This is a genomic window from Salipiger sp. ABF4_146, assembly GCF_056161345.1.
In genome coordinates this window covers 52,927-70,261 of sequence record NZ_JBSWYX010000008.1, presented here as the reverse complement: position 1 = coordinate 70,261, position 17,335 = coordinate 52,927, and the positions used below count along the sequence as shown (strand labels likewise).

Annotated in this window: 15 protein-coding genes; 11 read left to right on the top strand and 4 right to left on the bottom strand. The window is 66.5% G+C overall.

The features are described from left to right. The first annotated feature begins 84 nt into the window (after positions 1 to 84). From ACXAJT_RS13050 to ACXAJT_RS13040, 3 genes are all read left to right on the top strand, one after another. Positions 85 to 1,254 carry a M20 aminoacylase family protein gene (locus ACXAJT_RS13050; RefSeq protein WP_475235908.1) on the top strand — a complete coding sequence of 390 codons (1,170 nt, stop codon included), beginning with the start codon at positions 85 to 87 and terminating at the stop codon, positions 1,252 to 1,254. Beyond that, positions 1,251 to 2,255: an Ldh family oxidoreductase gene (locus ACXAJT_RS13045; protein WP_475235907.1), complete on the top strand. Its 1,005-nt coding sequence runs from the start codon at positions 1,251 to 1,253 to the stop codon at positions 2,253 to 2,255. Before ACXAJT_RS13050 ends, ACXAJT_RS13045 begins: the two co-directional genes overlap by 4 nt. A 135-nt stretch (positions 2,256 to 2,390) precedes the next feature. After that, entirely contained in the window at positions 2,391 to 3,209 is an 819-nt protein-coding gene (locus ACXAJT_RS13040) for a sugar phosphate isomerase/epimerase family protein (RefSeq protein ID WP_475235906.1), read from the top strand. Positions 3,210 to 3,401: 192 nt separating this feature from the next. Here ACXAJT_RS13040 and ACXAJT_RS13035 read toward each other — a convergent pair whose 3' ends face one another. From ACXAJT_RS13035 to ACXAJT_RS13025, 3 genes are all read right to left on the bottom strand, one after another. Continuing rightward, positions 3,402 to 5,780 carry a Tex family protein gene (locus tag ACXAJT_RS13035; protein ID WP_475235904.1) on the bottom strand — a complete coding sequence of 793 codons (2,379 nt, stop codon included), beginning with the start codon at positions 5,778 to 5,780 and terminating at the stop codon, positions 3,402 to 3,404. A 300-nt stretch (positions 5,781 to 6,080) separates the two neighbouring features. Further along, a complete protein-coding gene (locus tag ACXAJT_RS13030; protein ID WP_475235902.1) occupies positions 6,081 to 6,806 on the bottom strand; it encodes a response regulator in 726 nt (241 codons plus the stop codon). A 13-nt stretch (positions 6,807 to 6,819) separates the two neighbouring features. Continuing rightward, positions 6,820 to 8,055 (bottom strand): GAF domain-containing sensor histidine kinase, encoded by a 1,236-nt coding sequence (locus ACXAJT_RS13025; RefSeq protein WP_475235900.1) that lies wholly within the window; start codon positions 8,053 to 8,055, stop codon positions 6,820 to 6,822. Positions 8,056 to 8,268: 213 nt separating this feature from the next. Between ACXAJT_RS13025 and ACXAJT_RS13020 the strand changes: the two genes are divergently transcribed. From ACXAJT_RS13020 to ACXAJT_RS12990, 7 genes are all read left to right on the top strand, one after another. After that, entirely contained in the window at positions 8,269 to 9,279 is a 1,011-nt protein-coding gene (locus ACXAJT_RS13020) for a substrate-binding domain-containing protein (protein ID WP_475235899.1), read from the top strand. Between the two features lie 6 nt (positions 9,280 to 9,285). Next, positions 9,286 to 10,716 carry a sugar ABC transporter ATP-binding protein gene (locus ACXAJT_RS13015; RefSeq protein WP_475235897.1) on the top strand — a complete coding sequence of 477 codons (1,431 nt, stop codon included), beginning with the start codon at positions 9,286 to 9,288 and terminating at the stop codon, positions 10,714 to 10,716. Between the two features lies 1 nt (position 10,717). Further along, positions 10,718 to 11,647 (top strand): ABC transporter permease, encoded by a 930-nt coding sequence (locus tag ACXAJT_RS13010; RefSeq protein WP_475235895.1) that lies wholly within the window; start codon positions 10,718 to 10,720, stop codon positions 11,645 to 11,647. Between the two features lie 10 nt (positions 11,648 to 11,657). Further along, positions 11,658 to 12,593, top strand: a complete 936-nt coding sequence (locus ACXAJT_RS13005) for an ABC transporter permease (RefSeq protein ID WP_475235894.1) — start codon at positions 11,658 to 11,660, stop codon at positions 12,591 to 12,593. Continuing rightward, positions 12,590 to 13,522, top strand: coding sequence for an SMP-30/gluconolactonase/LRE family protein (locus ACXAJT_RS13000; protein ID WP_475235893.1), 933 nt, complete (start codon positions 12,590 to 12,592; stop codon positions 13,520 to 13,522). The genes ACXAJT_RS13005 and ACXAJT_RS13000 overlap by 4 nt, the downstream gene beginning before the upstream one ends. 180 nt (positions 13,523 to 13,702) lie before the next feature. Then, the gene (locus ACXAJT_RS12995; protein WP_475235891.1) at positions 13,703 to 14,263 is read left to right on the top strand and encodes a type 1 glutamine amidotransferase domain-containing protein; all 561 of its coding nucleotides are present in this window, start codon (positions 13,703 to 13,705) and stop codon (positions 14,261 to 14,263) included. A 363-nt stretch (positions 14,264 to 14,626) separates the two neighbouring features. After that, positions 14,627 to 15,532: a LysR family transcriptional regulator gene (locus tag ACXAJT_RS12990; protein WP_475235889.1), complete on the top strand. Its 906-nt coding sequence runs from the start codon at positions 14,627 to 14,629 to the stop codon at positions 15,530 to 15,532. 63 nt (positions 15,533 to 15,595) lie between these two features. Here ACXAJT_RS12990 and ACXAJT_RS12985 read toward each other — a convergent pair whose 3' ends face one another. Then, positions 15,596 to 16,267, bottom strand: coding sequence for a TetR/AcrR family transcriptional regulator (locus ACXAJT_RS12985; protein ID WP_475235888.1), 672 nt, complete (start codon positions 16,265 to 16,267; stop codon positions 15,596 to 15,598). Between the two features lie 138 nt (positions 16,268 to 16,405). Between ACXAJT_RS12985 and ACXAJT_RS12980 the strand changes: the two genes are divergently transcribed. Then, the gene (locus ACXAJT_RS12980) at positions 16,406 to 17,311 is read left to right on the top strand and encodes a LysR family transcriptional regulator (protein WP_475235887.1); all 906 of its coding nucleotides are present in this window, start codon (positions 16,406 to 16,408) and stop codon (positions 17,309 to 17,311) included. Positions 17,312 to 17,335: the final 24 nt, after the last annotated feature.

The following is a 17,335-nucleotide window of genomic DNA, read 5'->3' as shown; positions in this document are numbered from 1 at the left end:
TCTGCAACCATATGCGAACAATCTGGAAAGGCCGTCCTGCAAGGGGGCTCACGCCGCCGGATCGAGACAACAGGAGAGACCCGCGTGACCCACGCAGACGACATGGCCCGCATCGCCGAAGACGCGAAGCACTGGCGCCGCAGCATCCACGAGCAGCCCGAACTTCTGTACGATCTGCACACCACCGCCGCCTTCGTCGAAGACAAGCTCAGGGGCTTTGGCGTTGACGAGATCACCACGGGCATCGCCAAGACCGGCATCGTGGCGCTGATCAAGGGCGGCAAGGGCGCGGGGCCGGTGATCGGCCTGCGCGCCGACATGGACGCGCTTCCGATGGACGAGAAGACCAACCTTCCTTACGCGTCGAAGATCCCCGGCATGATGCACGCCTGCGGCCACGACGGGCACACGGCGACGCTGCTCGCCGCCGCGCAACACCTGTGCCAGACCCGCGATTTCGCCGGCACCGTGGCGCTGATCTTCCAGCCCGCCGAAGAGGGCGGCGCCGGAGCCCGCACGATGATCGAGGAGGGGCTGCTGGAGCGTTTCGGGATCGACAGCGTCTACGCCATGCACAACAAGCCGGGCCTTCCGGTGGGCCAGTTCGCCACGCGCCCCGGCCCGCTGATGGCGGCGGGGGATCGCTTTGTGGTGACCGTCACAGGGCGCGGCGGTCATGCTTCAGCGCCGACCATGTCGATCGATCCCGTGGTCGCGGCGGCACATCTCATCGCCTCGGCGCAGACGCTGGTGTCGCGCTTTTCCGATCCGTTCGATCAGGTGGTGGTGTCGATCACCTACCTCGAGGCCGGATCGGGCCGCGCGCTCAATGTGATCCCCGACAGTGCCACCTTCGGCGGCACCATCCGCACGATGAACCCCGAGACCCGCGCCGAGATCGAAGGCCACCTGCGCCGTCTGCTCAACGCCGGGGCCGAACAGTTCGGCTGCGCGGCCGAACTTGACTGGCGTCCGGGCTATCCTGTCACCGCCAACGACGCAGCCAAGGCAGCGGTCGCCGTGGGCGCGGCCTCGGCCGTGGTTGGTGCCGAGAACGTCGATGACAATTGCGACCGGATGATGGGCTCGGAGGATTTCTCCTACATGCTCGAACAGCGCCCCGGCGCCATCGTCTGGTACGGCAACGGCGACAGCGCTGAGTTGCATAACCCGGCGTACAACTTCAACGACGACGCGATCCTGCCCGGCATGCGCTATTGGGTGGAACTGGTCAGCCGGGAGCTTGCGGCATGAGCGAGGTCAGACTTCCATTTTCCGAACTGGTCGATCTGCTTGCGCGGATCTTCGAAGCGCAGGGGCTGCCGCAACGGGTGGCGCAGGTGCTGGCGCGCAATTGCGCCACCTGCCAGCGTGATGGCGGGCTCAGCCACGGGGTGTTCCGAATTCCGGGCTACGTCTCGACGCTGCGAAGCGGCTGGGGCAACCCGTCGGCGATGCCGGTGATTGATCAGGATGGCGGCACGCTGATCCGTGTCGATGCACGGGGCGGGTTTGCGCAGGTCGCGCTGGCCGAGGCGCGCGATCTTCTGGTCTCGAAAGTGCGGGCCGAGGGGGTGGCGGCCTTGGCGATCCGCAATTCGCAGCATTTCAGTGCGCTTTGGCCGGATGTGGAACCCTTCGCCGAGGACGGGCTGGTTGCGCTGAGCGTGGTCAATTCCATGGCGGTGGTGGTGCCGCCGGGCGGCAAGACGCCGGTCTTCGGCACCAACCCGATGGCCTTTGCCGCGCCGCGCGCGGGGCAGGCGCCCTATGTCTGGGATCAGGCGGCGAGCGCGCTGGCGCATGGCGACGTGCAGATCGCTGCGCTTGAGGGGCATGAGCTGAAACCGGGTACTGGTGTTGACGCCGACGGCCAGCCGACAAATGACCCGAACGCAATCCTGAACGGCGGCGCGCTGCTGCCCTTCGGCGGTCACAAGGGCGCGTCGATCGCCATGACCATCGAGATCCTCGCCGCCGCGTTCACCGGCGGTGCCTTCTCGACCGAGGTCGACTGGTCGCAGCATGAGGGGGCGAAAATCCCGCTCACCGGGCAGTTCCTGCTGGTGATGGACCCCGAGCATGGCGGCAGCCATGGCTTCGCAGGCCGGGTTGCTGCGCTCTCGGACACGGTGCGCGCCGCCGGACAAGAGCGCTTGCCCGGCGACCGCCGCACGACGATCCGCGCCGAGGCGGAAGAGAAGGGCGTGGCGCTGACTGAGGCGGATATGGAGATGCTGCAGAGCTATCTTTGAGCCTCCGCGCGGCGCCGGGGGCTATGCGCCATGGCGCCGCGCAACGAGGTGTTACGCCGCTGTCATTGCGGGACTCTAGATCGGGGTCGACAGCGTGGGCCACAGGGCCTGCGCGCCGATGACAGGACCGCTGACATGACCCTTCCCCTTCTCGGAGCGGCGATGCCGCTCGACACGCTCGAGACGCTGCGCGACTGGCTGATCGCCGACCAGCGCGACATCGAACTGCAGGATTTCACCAATGCCGAAGTTCTCACCGGTGATTGGCAACCGCTGGTGGAGCGTGCCAGACGGCTGTTGGATGGCCACACGGGACGGCTGGGCATCCATGGTCCGTTCTGGGGGCTGAGTCTGGCCAGCCCCGATGTCGAGGTGCGGGCAATCGTGACGCGCCGCATGCTGCAGGGGCTTGACGTATGCGCCGCGCTGGGGGCGACGCAGATGGTGATCCATAGCCCCTATACGACGTGGGATTACAACAACCTCGACAATTATCCGGGCGCCCGGGCGCGGATGGTCGAACTGGCGCATGAGACGCTGGCCCCGGCGGTTAAACGCGCCGGTGAGATCGGCACGACCCTAGTGATCGAGAACATCGAAGACATCGACCCCGATGCACGCTGCCAGCTTGCGGACAGCTTCGACAGCCCGGCAGCGGTGGCGGTTTCGATGGACACGGGCCATGCGCATTACGCGCACGGGTCGAACGGGGCGCCGCCGGTCGATTACTACATCCGCCGCGCCGGCGACCGGCTCCGCCACGTTCATCTGCAGGACGCCGATGGCTACGCCGATCGCCACTGGGGTATTGGGCAGGGCTCGATCCACTGGGGCGCGGTGTTCGACGCGGTTGCTCCACTCGAGGGGCAGGCGCGGCTTATCCTAGAGTTGCGCGACCCTGCGCAAATCCTGCCCTCGGCACGCTGGCTGGCAGAGCAGGGGCTGGCGCGCTGAGATCGAAATCGGGAGCCTAGAGCGGGGCGAGGCGGGCTCCGCAACGGCCTGTCGCTCTTGGCGGGCGTTTGCCAGAGCCCTGCGGGATGCGATTGGCGGCCCGTCGCAGCGACCGCCAATCGAAGACACAGCTGAACGCTGGGCCACGTCACCGTCAGGCGCGGCTTGCTCCGGCGGCGCTTTGGCGCCCTGTCAGCGCTTCTTCTTCATCGCATCCATCAGCGCCGCGCCGAGCGCGCCCTGACCGCCATCGGCGCCCCCTTTGGGGCCGCTGCTCATCGGGCCGCGCGGGCCTTTGCCCGCGCCTCCCTTGGGGCCGCCCTTCGGTCCACCCTTGCTGCCGCGGCCCTTGTCGGGCTGTCCGCGCCGCTCCTGCGCGGCCTCGCGACCGCTGCCATCCTTGCGCATCGACAGCCCGATGCGCTTGCGCGGCACGTCCACCTCGGTGACGCGCACCTTCACCACGTCGCCTGCCTTCACCACCTCATGCGGGTCCTTCACAAAGCGGTCCGCAAGCTGGCTGACGTGCACCAGCCCATCCTGATGCACACCGATGTCGACGAAGGCGCCAAAGGCCGCGACGTTGGTCACCGTGCCTTCCAGCATCATGCCGGGGCGCAGGTCGGTGATCTCTTCCACGCCATCGGTGAAGCTGGCGGTGACGAAGTCGGGCCGCGGGTCGCGGCCGGGCTTTTCCAACTCCGACAGGATGTCGCGCACCGTCGGCAGACCGAAGGCGCCGTCGACGAACTCTTCGGCGCGCAGCCCCTTGAGCGCCTGCGGCTGCCCCATGATCTGCCGAATGTCACGCCCGCAGGCAGAGACGATCTTGCGCGCCACGCCATAGGCTTCGGGGTGCACCGAGGAGGCGTCGAGCGGCTCGATCCCGTCGCGGATGCGCAGGAACCCGGCGCATTGTTCGAAGGCCTTGGGCCCCAGCCCCGCCACCTTCAGCAGCGCCTTGCGCGAGGGGAAGGCGCCGGTGCTGTCGCGGTGGCTGACGATGGAGTGTGCCAGCGACGGGCCAAGGCCCGCCACATGCGCCAGCAGCGGCGCCGAGGCGGTATTGAGATCGACGCCGACGGCGTTCACCGCGTCTTCGACCACCGCCTCCAGCGTTTGCGCCAGTTTGCGCTGGTCGACGTCGTGCTGGTACTGGCCGACGCCGATGCTCTGCGGCGTGATCTTCACCAGTTCGGCCAGCGGGTCCTGCAGGCGGCGGGCGATAGACACGGCGCCGCGCAAGCTGACGTCGAGGTCTGGGAATTCCTTGGCTGCCGTTTCCGAGGCCGAGTAGACCGACGCGCCAGCCTCCGAGACAACCACCTTGGTCGGCTTCGTCACGCTTGCGGGCAGCGCCTTCAGCACGTCGCCGACAAGGCGCTCGGTCTCGCGGCTGGCGGTGCCGTTGCCGATTGCGATCAACTCGATGCCATGCCGCGCGATCAGATCGAGCAGCGTAGCGGTGGCGCCGCGCGTGTCATTCTTTGGCTGGAAGGGATAGATCGTCGCCGTATCCAGAAGCTTGCCGGTGGCGTCCACCACGGCGCATTTCACCCCGGTGCGGATGCCCGGATCGAGGCCCAGCGTCGCCTTGCTCCCGGCCGGGGCGGCAAGCAGCAGATCCTTGAGGTTGCGGGCAAAGACCGCGATGGCCTCTTCATGGGCGCGGCGGCGCAGCTCTGTCATCAGGTCGACGTACATCGACAGGCTCAGCTTCACCCGCCACGTCCAGTCGGCGACGCCGCGCAGCCATTTGTCGCCCGGCCCGTCGCCGCGAATACCGATGGCGGTGGCCACGATATCCTCGCCGCGGCGGGTCGAGGTCTCGGGGTCCGGCGCGATGTCGACGGTGACCACCTCTTCCTTCGAGGCGCGCAGGATCGCCAGCGCGCGGTGCGACGGTATATCGGCCCATTTCTCGCGGTGGTCGAAATAGTCGGAGAATTTGGCGCCTTCCTGCTCCTTGCCCGGCGCGACCTTGGCCGAGATGAACGCCTCGGCGCGCATGAACTCGCGCAGGTTGCCCAGAAGGGTCGCGTTCTCGGTCAGCTCCTCGCCGAGAATGTCGCGGGCTCCCTCGAGGGCCTTCTTCGCGTCCACGACGTTCTCGCTCAGATAGCCTTCGGCCAGCTTGGCGGGGTCGGCGCTGCGGTCTGCTTCGATGGCGCGCAGCAGCGGCTCCAGCCCGTTCTCGCGGGCGATCATCGCGCGGGTGCGGCGCTTGGGCTTGTAGGGCAGGTAGATGTCTTCCAGCGCGGCCTTGGTCTCGGCACTGGCAATGGACTTCTCCAGCGCGCCCGTCAGCTTGCCTTGTTCCTTGATCGAGTCGCGAATAGCGGTGCGGCGCGCTTCCATTTCGCGCAGATAGGTGAGCCGTTCCGAGAGGTTGCGCAACTGCGTGTCGTCGAGTCCGCCGGTGACCTCTTTGCGGTAGCGCGCCACGAACGGCACCGTAGCTCCGCCGTCGAGCAGTTCGACCGCCGCCGTCACCTGCTTGGGGCTGGCCTGAATTTCACGCGCGATGGTGCTGGCGATGCGGGTCTGGGTGTCCACGGGCTTGGTCAACACGGGGGCGGCCTCCTCTGGGTCTTGGGAAGGTCGGTGTAGCCTTGCCGGACGGTTGCGCCAAGGGGGTGTGTGAGGGGCGGCTGATCCTTGCGCGAGGAGGGCGACAGGAGATCGAAGCGCTGCTCCGCCCGGAAACAAGGCGAAGCCGCCGGGCGAGCGCCGGCCCGTCCCGGCGGGCTGGCGCTTTGGTGTCGATGCACAACGCTCAGATGTCGTCCGGACTTGGCGGGGATAAAGCGCCGAACTTGACCGTTGCCGCGCCACCCCACGGGCCGGCGCCCGCCCGGCTCCCGTGGCACCTTAGTGCACCGACCTTGCCCGCCCTGCCAGCCAGCGCTCGTAATCGCGCTGCGCGCTCTCCAGCGTCTCGACGTTCAGCGTACGCGTGGTGAAGGCCCGCGACAGCGCCTTGACCCGCTTGTTGAGCGCCGGGCCCATGTCCTCGCCATCCACCCCCAGCTTGTCATAGAGCGACAGCAGCCGGTTCTGCACCGTCCGCAGCGACATCCCGCGGCGCTCGGCGATGAGCTTGTCCTGCAGCCCCAGCGCCAGATCCAGCAGCACAGCATATTCGCTGTCATCGAGCGCATTGCGCGGCGAGGCGCTGCGGCGCTGCAGGCGGTGAATCTCTCGGTCGACCATGATCTGCCCCTCCAGCAGCACCGCGCGCAGCGCCAGTTTCAGCCGCTCGCGGGTGGCGGTTTTCAGCACGTAGCCATAGGCGCTGTCCTCGGGCACGATGCGGGAGATGCCGCGCAGGTAGGCCTCGTCGGAATAGTTCGACCAAAAGAGGATGCGCGTGCCCGGCCGTTCGGCCCAGATCGCCCGCGCGGCCTCGATGCCGTTGCGGCCGTCCATCTGCAGATCCATGATCACAGCCTCGATCCGCGCCGAACGCGCTTCGGCCTCGCCGGCGGCACCGTTTGAGGCATGCAGCATTTCGGTCACCTCGGGCAGAGCCTCGGCAAGCGCGTCCTGCAGGTAGGAGGCGTGAAACTGGTCGTCCTCGACAAGCAAGACTTTCATTGGGACAGGACTTTCATTCTTGGGTTTCCGCGAGGGTGACGGTGACGCGAGTGCCGCGATCCGCCACGATTTCCAGATCGGCGCCGATGAGCCGGGCGCGGGTGCGCAGATGCGACAGCCCCGAGCGGCGGCCCACCTCGGGACCGATGCCCGTGCCGTCGTCGCTGATGCTGACGCGCAGCCGGTTGGTCGGCTCGAAACATACGGTGACGAGAATACGGCGCGCCTCGGCGTGGCGGGCGGCATTGTTGATCGCCTCTTGGGTGATGCGAAACAGCGCCGTGCGCGCGGTGGAGCCAAGCCGGTCCGGCGCGCCGTCGGTCTCGTCCTCGACGTCCACTTCCACCGGTTCTGGCCCGACCGCGCGTTCCAGATGCACGCGCACCGCATGGGCGAAGCCGAACAGATCGAGCAGCGTCGGCACTGCCGTGTCGATCAGCGCGCGCAGGTCGTCGATCGTGTCGGTCACCCGTTCGGCCAGCATATCGCGGTCCAGCGGGGCATCACCGGTGAGATCGCGCAGGATGCGTGTCAGGTCGGCGAGGGTCTGGTCGTGCAGATCCATGCCGACGCGCTGACGCTCTTGCTCGAGCGTCTGGGTGAGTTCCAATGCGCCCTGTCGCAGCCCCTCGGCCTCGTCCTGTGCCGCGGCGCGGAGGCGGGCCGCCTGCTGCGCCGAGCGGGCCGCGTGCAGCGCGTGGAACCAAGGTGCGACAAGGTTGCCAAGGTGCCGCAGCACCGGCACGTGTTGGGGGCCATAGAAGCCTTCGGTTTCGTGCGAGATATTGAGCGTGCCGATGACCGCGCCCATCACCCGCAGCGGCACGTTGATCCGGGCGCGCAGCCGGTGATTGAGGATCGGCTCGCAGCAGGCGCCGGGGAAAGTGTAACGCGGATCCTCCATGGCGTTGGCGCTGAGCATCAGATCGCAGCGGCCCTGCAGCAGGTCGCGCACCGGCGAGTAGTGCACCCGCGTGCGACGCTGCGACCAGCGCGTCTCTATCCCCGCTTCGTAACTGACCACCCAGCCGGGGCTGTCGTGCAGGCAGATGTCGGCATGGGTGAAGGGGATCACCTCGGCGATCAGCGGCGCGATGGCCGCCAGCGCCGCGCTGATCTCGACCTCGTCGGACAGCCGCGCCGCGATCCGTTCAAAGACAGGGTGCACATCCGGGTCCGGCGCGGGCGCAAAGCTCGCGTCGGGCACGATGGCCCCTTGCGCGGCCATGGCCGCTTGCGCTGATTTCATGATCCCTCCCGCCGCGCCTCCTCTTGCGCGTCTCCGCAAGATGGCGCGATCCGGCGCAGAAGAAAACACCTTTTCCCGCAGTCTTCCTGCGGTTCCCCGCAAGCGATCTGCGGGATGCACACTTTACGGGCGGCTTCCGTGGCGGCAGCATGAGCGGGCCCGTGGAGGACGGGCATCCAGTGAGCGCCCGGAATAGGGCGCATGGGAGGGAAAATGACCAAGACAATGATGCTGCTCGGCGCGGCAGGGCTTGCCATGGCGGCAGGCGGCGCATTTGCCGACACCTCCGACAAGCGCATTGCGCTGTCGAACAACTACGCGGGCAACTCGTGGCGTCAGGCAATGTTGCAGACCTTCGAGGAGGTCGGCGCGCAGGCGGTGGACGAGGGCGTCGTCGCCGCAGCGGATGCCTATACCACCTCCGAGAACCAAGCCACGGAACAGGCAGCGCAGATCCAGAACATGATCCTGCAGGGCTATGACGCGATCATCCTCAACGCCGCCTCGCCGACGGCACTGAATGGCGCGGTGGAAGAGGCCTGCAACGCGGGTGTCACCGTGGTCAGCTTCGACGGCATCGTCACCGCGCCCTGCGCATGGCGCATCGCCGTGGACTTCAAGGCGATGGGCAAAGAGCAGGTCGAATACCTTGCGTCCCGTCTGCCCGAGGGCGGCAACCTGCTGGAGATCCGCGGCCTTGCCGGGGTTTTCGTGGATGACGAGATCCACGCCGGGATCGAAGAAGGCGTGAGCGAGAACGACCAGTTCGAGATCGTCGGCTCGGTGCACGGGGACTGGGCGCAGGACGTGGCGCAGAAGGCCGTGGCGGGCGTGCTGCCCTCGCTGCCCGATGTGGTCGGCGTGGTGACACAGGGCGGCGACGGCTACGGCGCGGCACAGGCGTTCAAGGCCGCAGGTCGCGACACCCCGCTGATCGTGCTCGGCAACCGTCAGGACGAGATGCAATGGTGGGCCGAACAGCGCGACGCCAATGGCTATGAGACCATGTCGCTGTCGATCGCGCCCGGTGTGGCCTCGCTGGCGTTCTGGGTGGCGCAGCAGGTGCTGGACGGCGCCGAGGTGCCCAAGGACCTGACCGTGCCCTTCCTGAAGGTGACGCAGGACACGCTGGACGAGGCGCTGGAGAACACGCCCGAGGGCTCGGTGGCCAATACGGTCTACACGCTCGAAGATGCCAAGGCCGTGATCTCCGAGGCGATGTAAGCACCTATGAGTACAGCAGCCCCCACGGCTGCGCCGATCGTCGCTCTGACCGAGGCCGCCAAGCACTTTGGTCCGGTCAGGGCGCTCGATGGCGTGAGCCTGTCCATCTCTCCCGGCGACTGCCTTGGCCTTGTCGGCCACAACGGTGCCGGGAAATCCACGCTCGTCAACGTGGTCAATGGCGGGCTCGCGCCCTCCTCGGGAACCGTCACCTTTCCGGCCTCCGGCGCTGCCAGCGCATTGGCCGCCGGGGTGCGCTCGGTGTTTCAGGAACTGTCGCTTTGCCCGAACCTGACGGTGGCCGAGAACCTGCGCATCTCGCATTCGCGGCTGAAGGGCATCAACTGGCGCGCCGCAGCGCGGGCCGAGATCCGCGCGGCGCTGGATCAGGTCTTTCCCGGTCACGGCATCGACGCCGACGCGCCGGTCGACACGCTGACCATCGCCGAGCGGCAGATGGTCGAGATCGCCATCGGCTTTGCCCCGCGCGGCACCGAGGCGAAGCTGGTTATCCTCGACGAGCCCACCTCGTCGCTGGATGCCGGCATCGCCGATCAGCTTTTGGCCCACATCAAGACATTCTGCGCGCAGGGCGGCGCGGTGATCTTCATCTCGCACATGCTGGGCGAGATCTTCGAGGTCGCCACCCGCATCCTCGTGATGAAGGACGGCAAGGTGGTGGCCGAGAAACCCGCCGGGGGCTTCACCCGGCAGGGGCTGGTGGATGCCATGGGCCATGTGGCTGCCGAGGGCGCGAGCACCGAAACCGCCCGCAGCCACGGCGAAGAGGTGGTGCGCAGCGCCGAAGGGCTGAGCGCCCGCAAGGGCGAGATTGTCGGGCTGTCGGGGCTGGCGGGCCATGGCCAGGCCGAGGCGCTGGCCCGGCTTTACCTTGCCGCCACCTCGTCGTGGCGCAGCCCGCGCGATGCGGGCATGGTCTTTGTCGCCGGGGACCGGGGCAGGGATGGCGTATTGCCGCTGTGGTCGATCCTGCGCAATGCCTCGATCTCGATCCTGCCGCAGATCGCGCGGCGCGGGATGGTCGATCGGACCCGCGAGGCCGAGATCGTCGCGGATTGGAAAAAGCGCATCGGCATCCGCACCGAGGACGTGACCAACCCCATCCTGTCGCTCTCGGGCGGCAACCAGCAAAAGGTGCTTTTCGCCCGCGCGCTCGCCTCCGCCGCCCCGGTTGTGGTGATGGACGATCCCATGCGCGGCGTCGACGTGGGCACCAAACAGGACGTCTATGCCATGATCCGCGCCGAGGCCGCCAAGGGCCGTACCTTCCTTTGGTATTCGACCGAGACCGAAGAGGTCTGCCAGTGTGACCGCGTCTTTGTCTTCCGCAACGGCGAGATCTCTGCCGAACTGACCGGCGCGCAGATCACCGAGGAGCGCATCCTTGAGGCTTCGTTCGAGATGGAAGGGGCCTGATATGGGGTTTTTCGCGAAATACCGGATCTTGCTGCCCGTGGTCTCGCTGGCGGTGCTGCTGGCGGCGACCTTCTACATGCAGCCGCGGGCGATGAGCTACTTCGGGCTGAACCTGCTGTTCAATCTCGCGGTGCCGATCGCGCTGGCCACCATCGCGCAGATGATGATCATCATGGTCAACGACATCGACCTCTCGCTCGGCGCCTTCGTGTCGCTGGTGGCCTGCGTGACGGCGACCTTCCTCAACGACAGCCCGATGCTTGGGGTGCTGGTCCTGCTGGCGCTGGTGCTGTGCTACGCCGCGCTTGGCGCGGTGATCCATGCGCTTGATCTGCCGGCCATCGTGGTGACGCTGGGCATGTCCTTCGTCTGGGGCGGGCTGGCGCTGTTCATCCTGCCGTCGCCCGGCGGCGCGAGCCCCGGCTGGCTGCGCACGCTGATGACCGTCAAGCCGCCCTACATCCCCATGGCGGTCTGCGCCTCGGTGATCATCGCAGTGGTGACCCATCTGCTGATCATCCGATCGGGGCTGGGCACGGTTCTGCGCGGGGTCGGCGGCAACGCCCGCTCGGTGCAGCGCGCGGGCTGGCCAGTGGTGCGCCTGAAGGCGCTGGCCTACGGGCTGGCGGGGCTCTTCGGGGTGTTTGCCGGCATGGCGCTGGTCGGGCTGACGACCTCGGCCGATGCCAATATCGCGCTGCGCTACACGCTACTGAGCATTGCCGGGGTGATCCTTGGCGGCGGCGAGTTCACCGGCGGCAAGGTCAGCCCGGTGGGCGCGGTGATCGGGGCCCTGACGCTGACGCTGGCGGCCTCGTTCCTGAGCTTCCTGCGGCTGTCGCCCGATTGGCAGATCGGCGCGCAGGGGGCGATCCTGATCCTTGTTCTGACGGCGCGGCTTCTGTTCACCCGCCGCGACGCGCAGGCGTGAGGAGGCGCGCATGAAACTGATACAGAAACCCTGGCTCTGGTCCTGGGTCGCCGCCGTCGCTGCCTTCGCGCTGACCGTCGCGCTGACCGAGGGGCGCGGCGCCGGAGAACTGGCCTACGCCGCACTCAGCTTCGGGGCTTTTGCCGCCATCGTGGGGCTTGGACAGATGCTGGTGATCACGCTCGGGCCGGGCAATGTGGACCTGTCGATCCCGGCCACCATGACGCTGTCGGGCACCTTGGCGCTGAAGGCCATGGGCTCGGACCCCGGCACGGCGTGGATGGGGCTGGGCGTGGCGGTGCTCGTGGGGCTTGGCACCGGGCTGGCGAATTTTGCGCTGATCTACCTGCTGCGCCTGCCGCCGATCATCGCAACGCTCGCCGCCTCGCTGGTCTATCAGTCGCTGGCAATCTGGTCGAACCGCGGCCTGCGCATCAAGCCGCCCGCCGGGCTGGCCGAGTTTGCCACCGGGCGCACGCTTGGGATTCCCAACGTGGCGCTGGTGGGGCTGGGCCTGTCGATCCTGATCTGGGTGCTGCTGGAACGCTCGGTCTGGGGGCGCTGGCTGCTCGCCTCGGGGCAGAACCTGCGCGCCGCGCGGCTGGCAGGCGTTCCCGTCGAGGCGGTGCGTGCCGCCACCTATGTGGCCGTCACCGTCTTTGCTGCAATCGCGGGCTACCTGCTGGCCAGCTTCTCGGGCGGCGCGGCGCTCAACATGGGGGCGGAATACCTGCTGATGTCGATCGCCGTGGTGGTCATCGGCGGCACCTCCATCGCCGGGGGCTTTTCCAACGTGCCCGGCGTCTGGGGCGCGTCGCTCTTCATGTTTCTCGTTGTCTCCATGCTCAACTCTTACGGCGCGGGCGCCGGGGTGCGCATGGTGCTGACCGGTCTCATCATCATCGGCATCGTCATTGCCGCCAGCACGAGGAGAGTCCCGCGATGATCCGCACGCCTGAGCATCTGGAGATTCATGACGAGAGGTTCCGCCGCCTCGTGCACCCGATGGGCAAGCTCGAACAGCTGTGTACCGGGTTCACATGGACCGAGGGGCCGGTCTGGTTCGGTGATCGCAATGCGCTGATCTTCTCCGAGATCCCCTCGCAGACCTTGTACCAGTGGACCGAGGGGCAGGGGCTGAGCGTCTTCCGCGAGCAGAGCCAGTTCAACAATGGCAACACCCGCGATCCCTGGGGGCGTCTGGTGGGATGTCGGCACGGCGCGCGGGACGTGGTGCGGACCGAATACGATGGGTCGCTCAGCGTGCTGGCCGCAACGTATCAGGGAAAACCGCTCAACTCACCGAACGATGTGGTGGTGAGCCGCGACGGCGCCGTGTGGTTCACCGATCCGACCTACGGCATCATCTCGAATTTCGAGGGCAACCGCGCCGAGCCCGAGCAATCCGCCCGCCATGTCTTTCGCATTCCGCCCGAGGGCGGTGCGCCGGAGCCGGTGATCTCGGATTTCGCGCAACCCAACGGCCTGTGCTTCTCGCCCGACGAGTCCGTTCTATATGTCGCCGAAAGCGGCTCGAGCCATGACGACAGCGTTCCGCCGGTGATCCGGCAGTTTGCGGTTGCGGCTGGCAGCGTGTCTCCGCTCGGCGATTTTGCCACGCTCGACTGTGGGCTGCCCGACGGCATGCGCTGCGATGTGGAGGGCAATTTGTGGTCCTCGGCCGGCGACGGGGTGCATTGCTTCGCGCCCGACGGCACGCTGCTGGGCAAGATTCTCGTGCCCGAAGTGGTGGCCAATCTTTGCTTCGGCGGACCGGACGGGCAGCGCATGTACATCACCGCCACCGGTTCCGTGTACCGCGTCTTTGTCGACGTGAAGGGGGCCGAGCCGTGGGCCCGCAGCGCCCGCGCCTGACGCGCAGCTGTCTCAATGGCGCGCCGCGTCTGCCGGGGGGCCATGGTGCCTCCGGTTCCCAGATCGCCTTCAAAAACCCGTGTCCGCGAAATTCGGAACAGGCGGCGGGGCGATCCCGTTGCACCTTCAGACGCGCCACATATGGCGCCGCATCGCAAGACAGATGGAAGGAGGCAACTCATGACCGCCATCAGCAACGCAAAGATCCTGATCATTTCCACCAATGGTTTCGAGCAGTCGGAACTGGAATTCCCGCGTGACCAACTGCGCGTGAAGGGTGCCGACGTTCACGTCGCCACGCTCGACGGCCAGAGCATCAAAGGCTGGGAAGGCACGGACTGGGGTCGTGAGGCCGAGGCCGACGCCAAGGTCTCGGACATCAACTCGCACGACTACGACGCGCTGGTGATCCCCGGTGGCCAGATCAACCCTGACCTGCTGCGCGCGGACGCCGACGTGATCAACCTCGTCAAAGATTTCCACAACGAGGGCAAGGTGATCGCGGCTGTCTGCCACGGCCCGTGGGTGCTGGTCGAGGCCGGCATCGTGAAAGGGCGCGAGGTGACCTCGTTCCACTCGATCAAGACCGACGTGGTGAATGCCGGTGGCGATTGGGTGGACGAAGAGGTGGCCTGCGACAAGGGCATCATCACCAGCCGTAATCCGAACGACCTGAAGGCCTTCGTCTCGAAAATCGTCGAGGAGGTCGAAGAAGGTCAACATGATCGCAAGGCGGCCTGACCCTTCCGTACCGCCTTGTGACCACTGGCCGCGTCGGTTCTTCCGGCGCGGTCTTTTTGCGGCCAGCCGCCGTGCCGAACCCGCGGCTTGTGCTTCGGCGGTCCGCCGACGCGCCGCAGGACCGTCGTATTTGGCGCGGCGCGCGACTTGGATATCTTGCAGGAAGGCGAGGATTGTGTCGGGCAAAGCCTCAGCGGGCGGCGTCGTCTTAAGCCCGGAAACAGTGCTTCGGCACATTTTACCGCCGGGTTTCGTGGACAGGCACAGTGCCCGCTAAAACCCCGATATTGTCTCCGCACTGTCCAAGTCCTGCCCCAATCCGGCGCGATACCAAGGTCAGACGCGCATAACGAGGTGACGGGTATGGATCGACTGACCGAAATGGAGGCCTTTGCCATGGTCGTGGACCAAGGCGGGTTCACGGACGCGGCCAAGAAGATGGGAATCTCGAAGTCCGCCGTCTCGAAACACGTGTCGTCGCTCGAGGCCCGGCTCGGCGCCCGCCTGCTGAACCGCACGACGCGCCGCGTCTCGCCGACCGAGATCGGTCTGGCCTATTATGACCGTGCCCGCCGGGTGCTGAACGATGCGGGCGAGGCCGATGCGCTGGTCACATCGATGCAATCGGCGCCCTCTGGCCTGCTCCGGATCTCCGTCGCCACGGATTTCGGGGTGAACCACCTCAGCCCGGTGCTGGGCGAATTCCTTGCTGAATTTCCCGATATCACCGTCAACATGGTGCTCAACAATCGCTATGTCGAACTGATCTCGGAAGGCTTCGACATGGCGGTCCGGATCGGCGAGTTGGAAGACAGCACGCTGCGCGCCCGCAAGCTGACCGACACCACCAAGCGGATGATCGCGTCGCCCTCGTATTTTCAGAAGTTCGGGCGCCCCATGCGCATCGACGATCTGAACGAGCACAAGCTGCTGCACTATTCCAACCAATCCTCGGGCAACGTCTGGAAGGTCACCGCGCCGTCAGGCGAAAAGCGGCAGGTGCGTACGGCGGGCTGGCTGTCGGTGAATGACGGCCAGTCGCTGCTGAACGCCTGTATCGCAGGGCTGGGGATCGCCTATCTGCCCTCGTACCTCTATGCCGACGCGATGAAGCAGGGGCTGGTCGAGGATGCCATTCCGGACCTTCCGGTCGAGACGCAGGGCATCTACGCGGTCTACCCGCCGGGCCGGTTTACCCAGCCAAAAGTCCGCGCGTTCATCGATTTCCTTGTCCACGCCTTTGTCGACAAGGGACCGCAGAACTGGTGAGTGTGTTTTCCTCAGGCTGATCTTTTCAAGCCAACCTGCGCCCCGGTTCTGCCGGGGCGTTTTTTATGCCGCGCCGCTATTTCGCGCATTCAACTGGGCCGGGGCGGCGGCGCCCGACACGTGCAAGGACAGGCCATCGAAGAGTAGCCGCGCGCGCGTGATGATCCGCTCGGCACAGGCCGCGGCGGTGGCATCATTATAAACCGCGGGCCGCAGCCCGTGGGAGTAGATCGCGTAGAACGTATCGACCGCATCGTCGAGTTGCTCGTCGCTGCACTGCGCAAAGCGCGGTTCGTCGCGCAATGCCTGCCACAGCGGCGCTAAAGCCTGCCGCAACTGCTCGCGATTGTCCGCCTCGGTGGCGACGGGCCACTGCCAGTAGTATCCCTGCATCACCGCCATGAGCTGTGGATCTTCCAGATCATGCTCGGTGTAGACGGTCACGATGTGGCGCAGCTTGTCTTCGAATGTCGCACAGCTGTTCAGCGAACCCGAAAGCTCATCTATCTGCGCGGCGTTATTGTCTTGGATCAGCGCGTAAAGCAGCCCGGCCTTCGAATGGAAGTAGACGTGGATCATGCCGTGGGTCACACCAGCGGCGCGGGCGATCTCGGTAACCGAGACATTGTGGTAGCCCTGCTCATCGAAAAGGCGGCGGGCGGCGGAAATCAGCCGGGCCCGTGTGGCGGCGCTTTTCTCTTCCTTGCTGCGGTGGCGGGTAGGTTTGTGGCTCATGTGACTGAGATTACGGCACATTTAAGGAAAGTCCATGACATTGTCAGTAACACTGTAATTAACAATGTTGAAAAACTGTCGTCTAGACTACATAAGCCGCGGCGGGAGAATAGCCCCGAAGGTTGTTGGAGAGTCGGAATGGATAAGTTTGCCGAGTTGCGCGCGTTCACGCATGTGATGGATCACGGCGGGTTCACCGCTGCAGCAGAAGCGCTCGGTATGTCGAAAGCGGCGGTGTCAAAGAATGTCGCGGCGCTTGAACGGCGACTTGGGCTAAAGCTATTCGAACGCACCACACGGCAGGTTCGCCCGACCACCGAAGGCAACCATTATTATCGCTGGACCCGGCAACTGCTGGCCGAGGCGGATTGGGCCGACACCTGCGCGCGCGCTCTGGCAGAGCCGCAGCAGGCCGCGCTCCGGGTCTCGGCCCCGGCCGAACTGGTCGAGCACATGATCCTGCCGCGGCTTGGGCGTTTTCTGACCTCGCACCCCGACGCCTCGATCGTGTTCGAAGCGCCGGGCACCGAGGACTGCGACCTGAGCCTGTCAAACGAGACCGGCGAGGACATGGAGGGCCGCCCGCTGGCGGTCAGCACGCATGTGGTCGTGGCCTCCTCGCTCTATCTTGCAACCCAAGGCCGGCCCGACAGCGCCAGCGATCTGGCGAGCCACCGGCTGCTGCATCTGCCCGCGGAGCAGGAGAGCGTGATCTGGACGCTGACCGACCGTCGCGGCGCGGTGACACCGGTGACCACCGAACGCCGGATCGAACTGGCCGACACGCGCACTGTGCTCGAAGCCTGCCTCGCCGGTCTCGGGATCGCCTGCCTGCCGGATTACGTTGTGGCGCGGGATCTGGGAGTGGGGCGTCTGACCCGCGTGTTGCCCGACTACGATTCCGAGCGCCGCGTGGTGGTCTCGCGCACCGAGGTTGGTGGCGCAGCGCGAGAGCTTGCCATGCAGTTCGAAGCGTATCTGGACAAGGTCCTGCGCGAGCAGGGCGCGCCGGTTTCCGGGCGTGTCGGCGATCTGGTGCCCTGAGGCGCGAGCCCCCCGACGCCCGGG

Coding starts and splice junctions, on each gene's coding strand:
- ACXAJT_RS13045 (WP_475235907.1), top strand. CDS start 1,251: ATGAGCGAGGTCAGACTTCCATTTTCCGAACTGGTCGATCTGCTTGCG.
- ACXAJT_RS13040 (WP_475235906.1), top strand. CDS start 2,391: ATGACCCTTCCCCTTCTCGGAGCGGCGATGCCGCTCGACACGCTCGAG.
- ACXAJT_RS13030 (WP_475235902.1), bottom strand. CDS start 6,806: ATGAAAGTCTTGCTTGTCGAGGACGACCAGTTTCACGCCTCCTACCTG.
- ACXAJT_RS13025 (WP_475235900.1), bottom strand. CDS start 8,055: ATGAAATCAGCGCAAGCGGCCATGGCCGCGCAAGGGGCCATCGTGCCC.
- ACXAJT_RS13020 (WP_475235899.1), top strand. CDS start 8,269: ATGACCAAGACAATGATGCTGCTCGGCGCGGCAGGGCTTGCCATGGCG.
- ACXAJT_RS13015 (WP_475235897.1), top strand. CDS start 9,286: ATGAGTACAGCAGCCCCCACGGCTGCGCCGATCGTCGCTCTGACCGAG.
- ACXAJT_RS13010 (WP_475235895.1), top strand. CDS start 10,718: ATGGGGTTTTTCGCGAAATACCGGATCTTGCTGCCCGTGGTCTCGCTG.
- ACXAJT_RS13005 (WP_475235894.1), top strand. CDS start 11,658: ATGAAACTGATACAGAAACCCTGGCTCTGGTCCTGGGTCGCCGCCGTC.
- ACXAJT_RS13000 (WP_475235893.1), top strand. CDS start 12,590: ATGATCCGCACGCCTGAGCATCTGGAGATTCATGACGAGAGGTTCCGC.
- ACXAJT_RS12995 (WP_475235891.1), top strand. CDS start 13,703: ATGACCGCCATCAGCAACGCAAAGATCCTGATCATTTCCACCAATGGT.
- ACXAJT_RS12990 (WP_475235889.1), top strand. CDS start 14,627: ATGGATCGACTGACCGAAATGGAGGCCTTTGCCATGGTCGTGGACCAA.
- ACXAJT_RS12985 (WP_475235888.1), bottom strand. CDS start 16,267: ATGAGCCACAAACCTACCCGCCACCGCAGCAAGGAAGAGAAAAGCGCC.
- ACXAJT_RS12980 (WP_475235887.1), top strand. CDS start 16,406: ATGGATAAGTTTGCCGAGTTGCGCGCGTTCACGCATGTGATGGATCAC.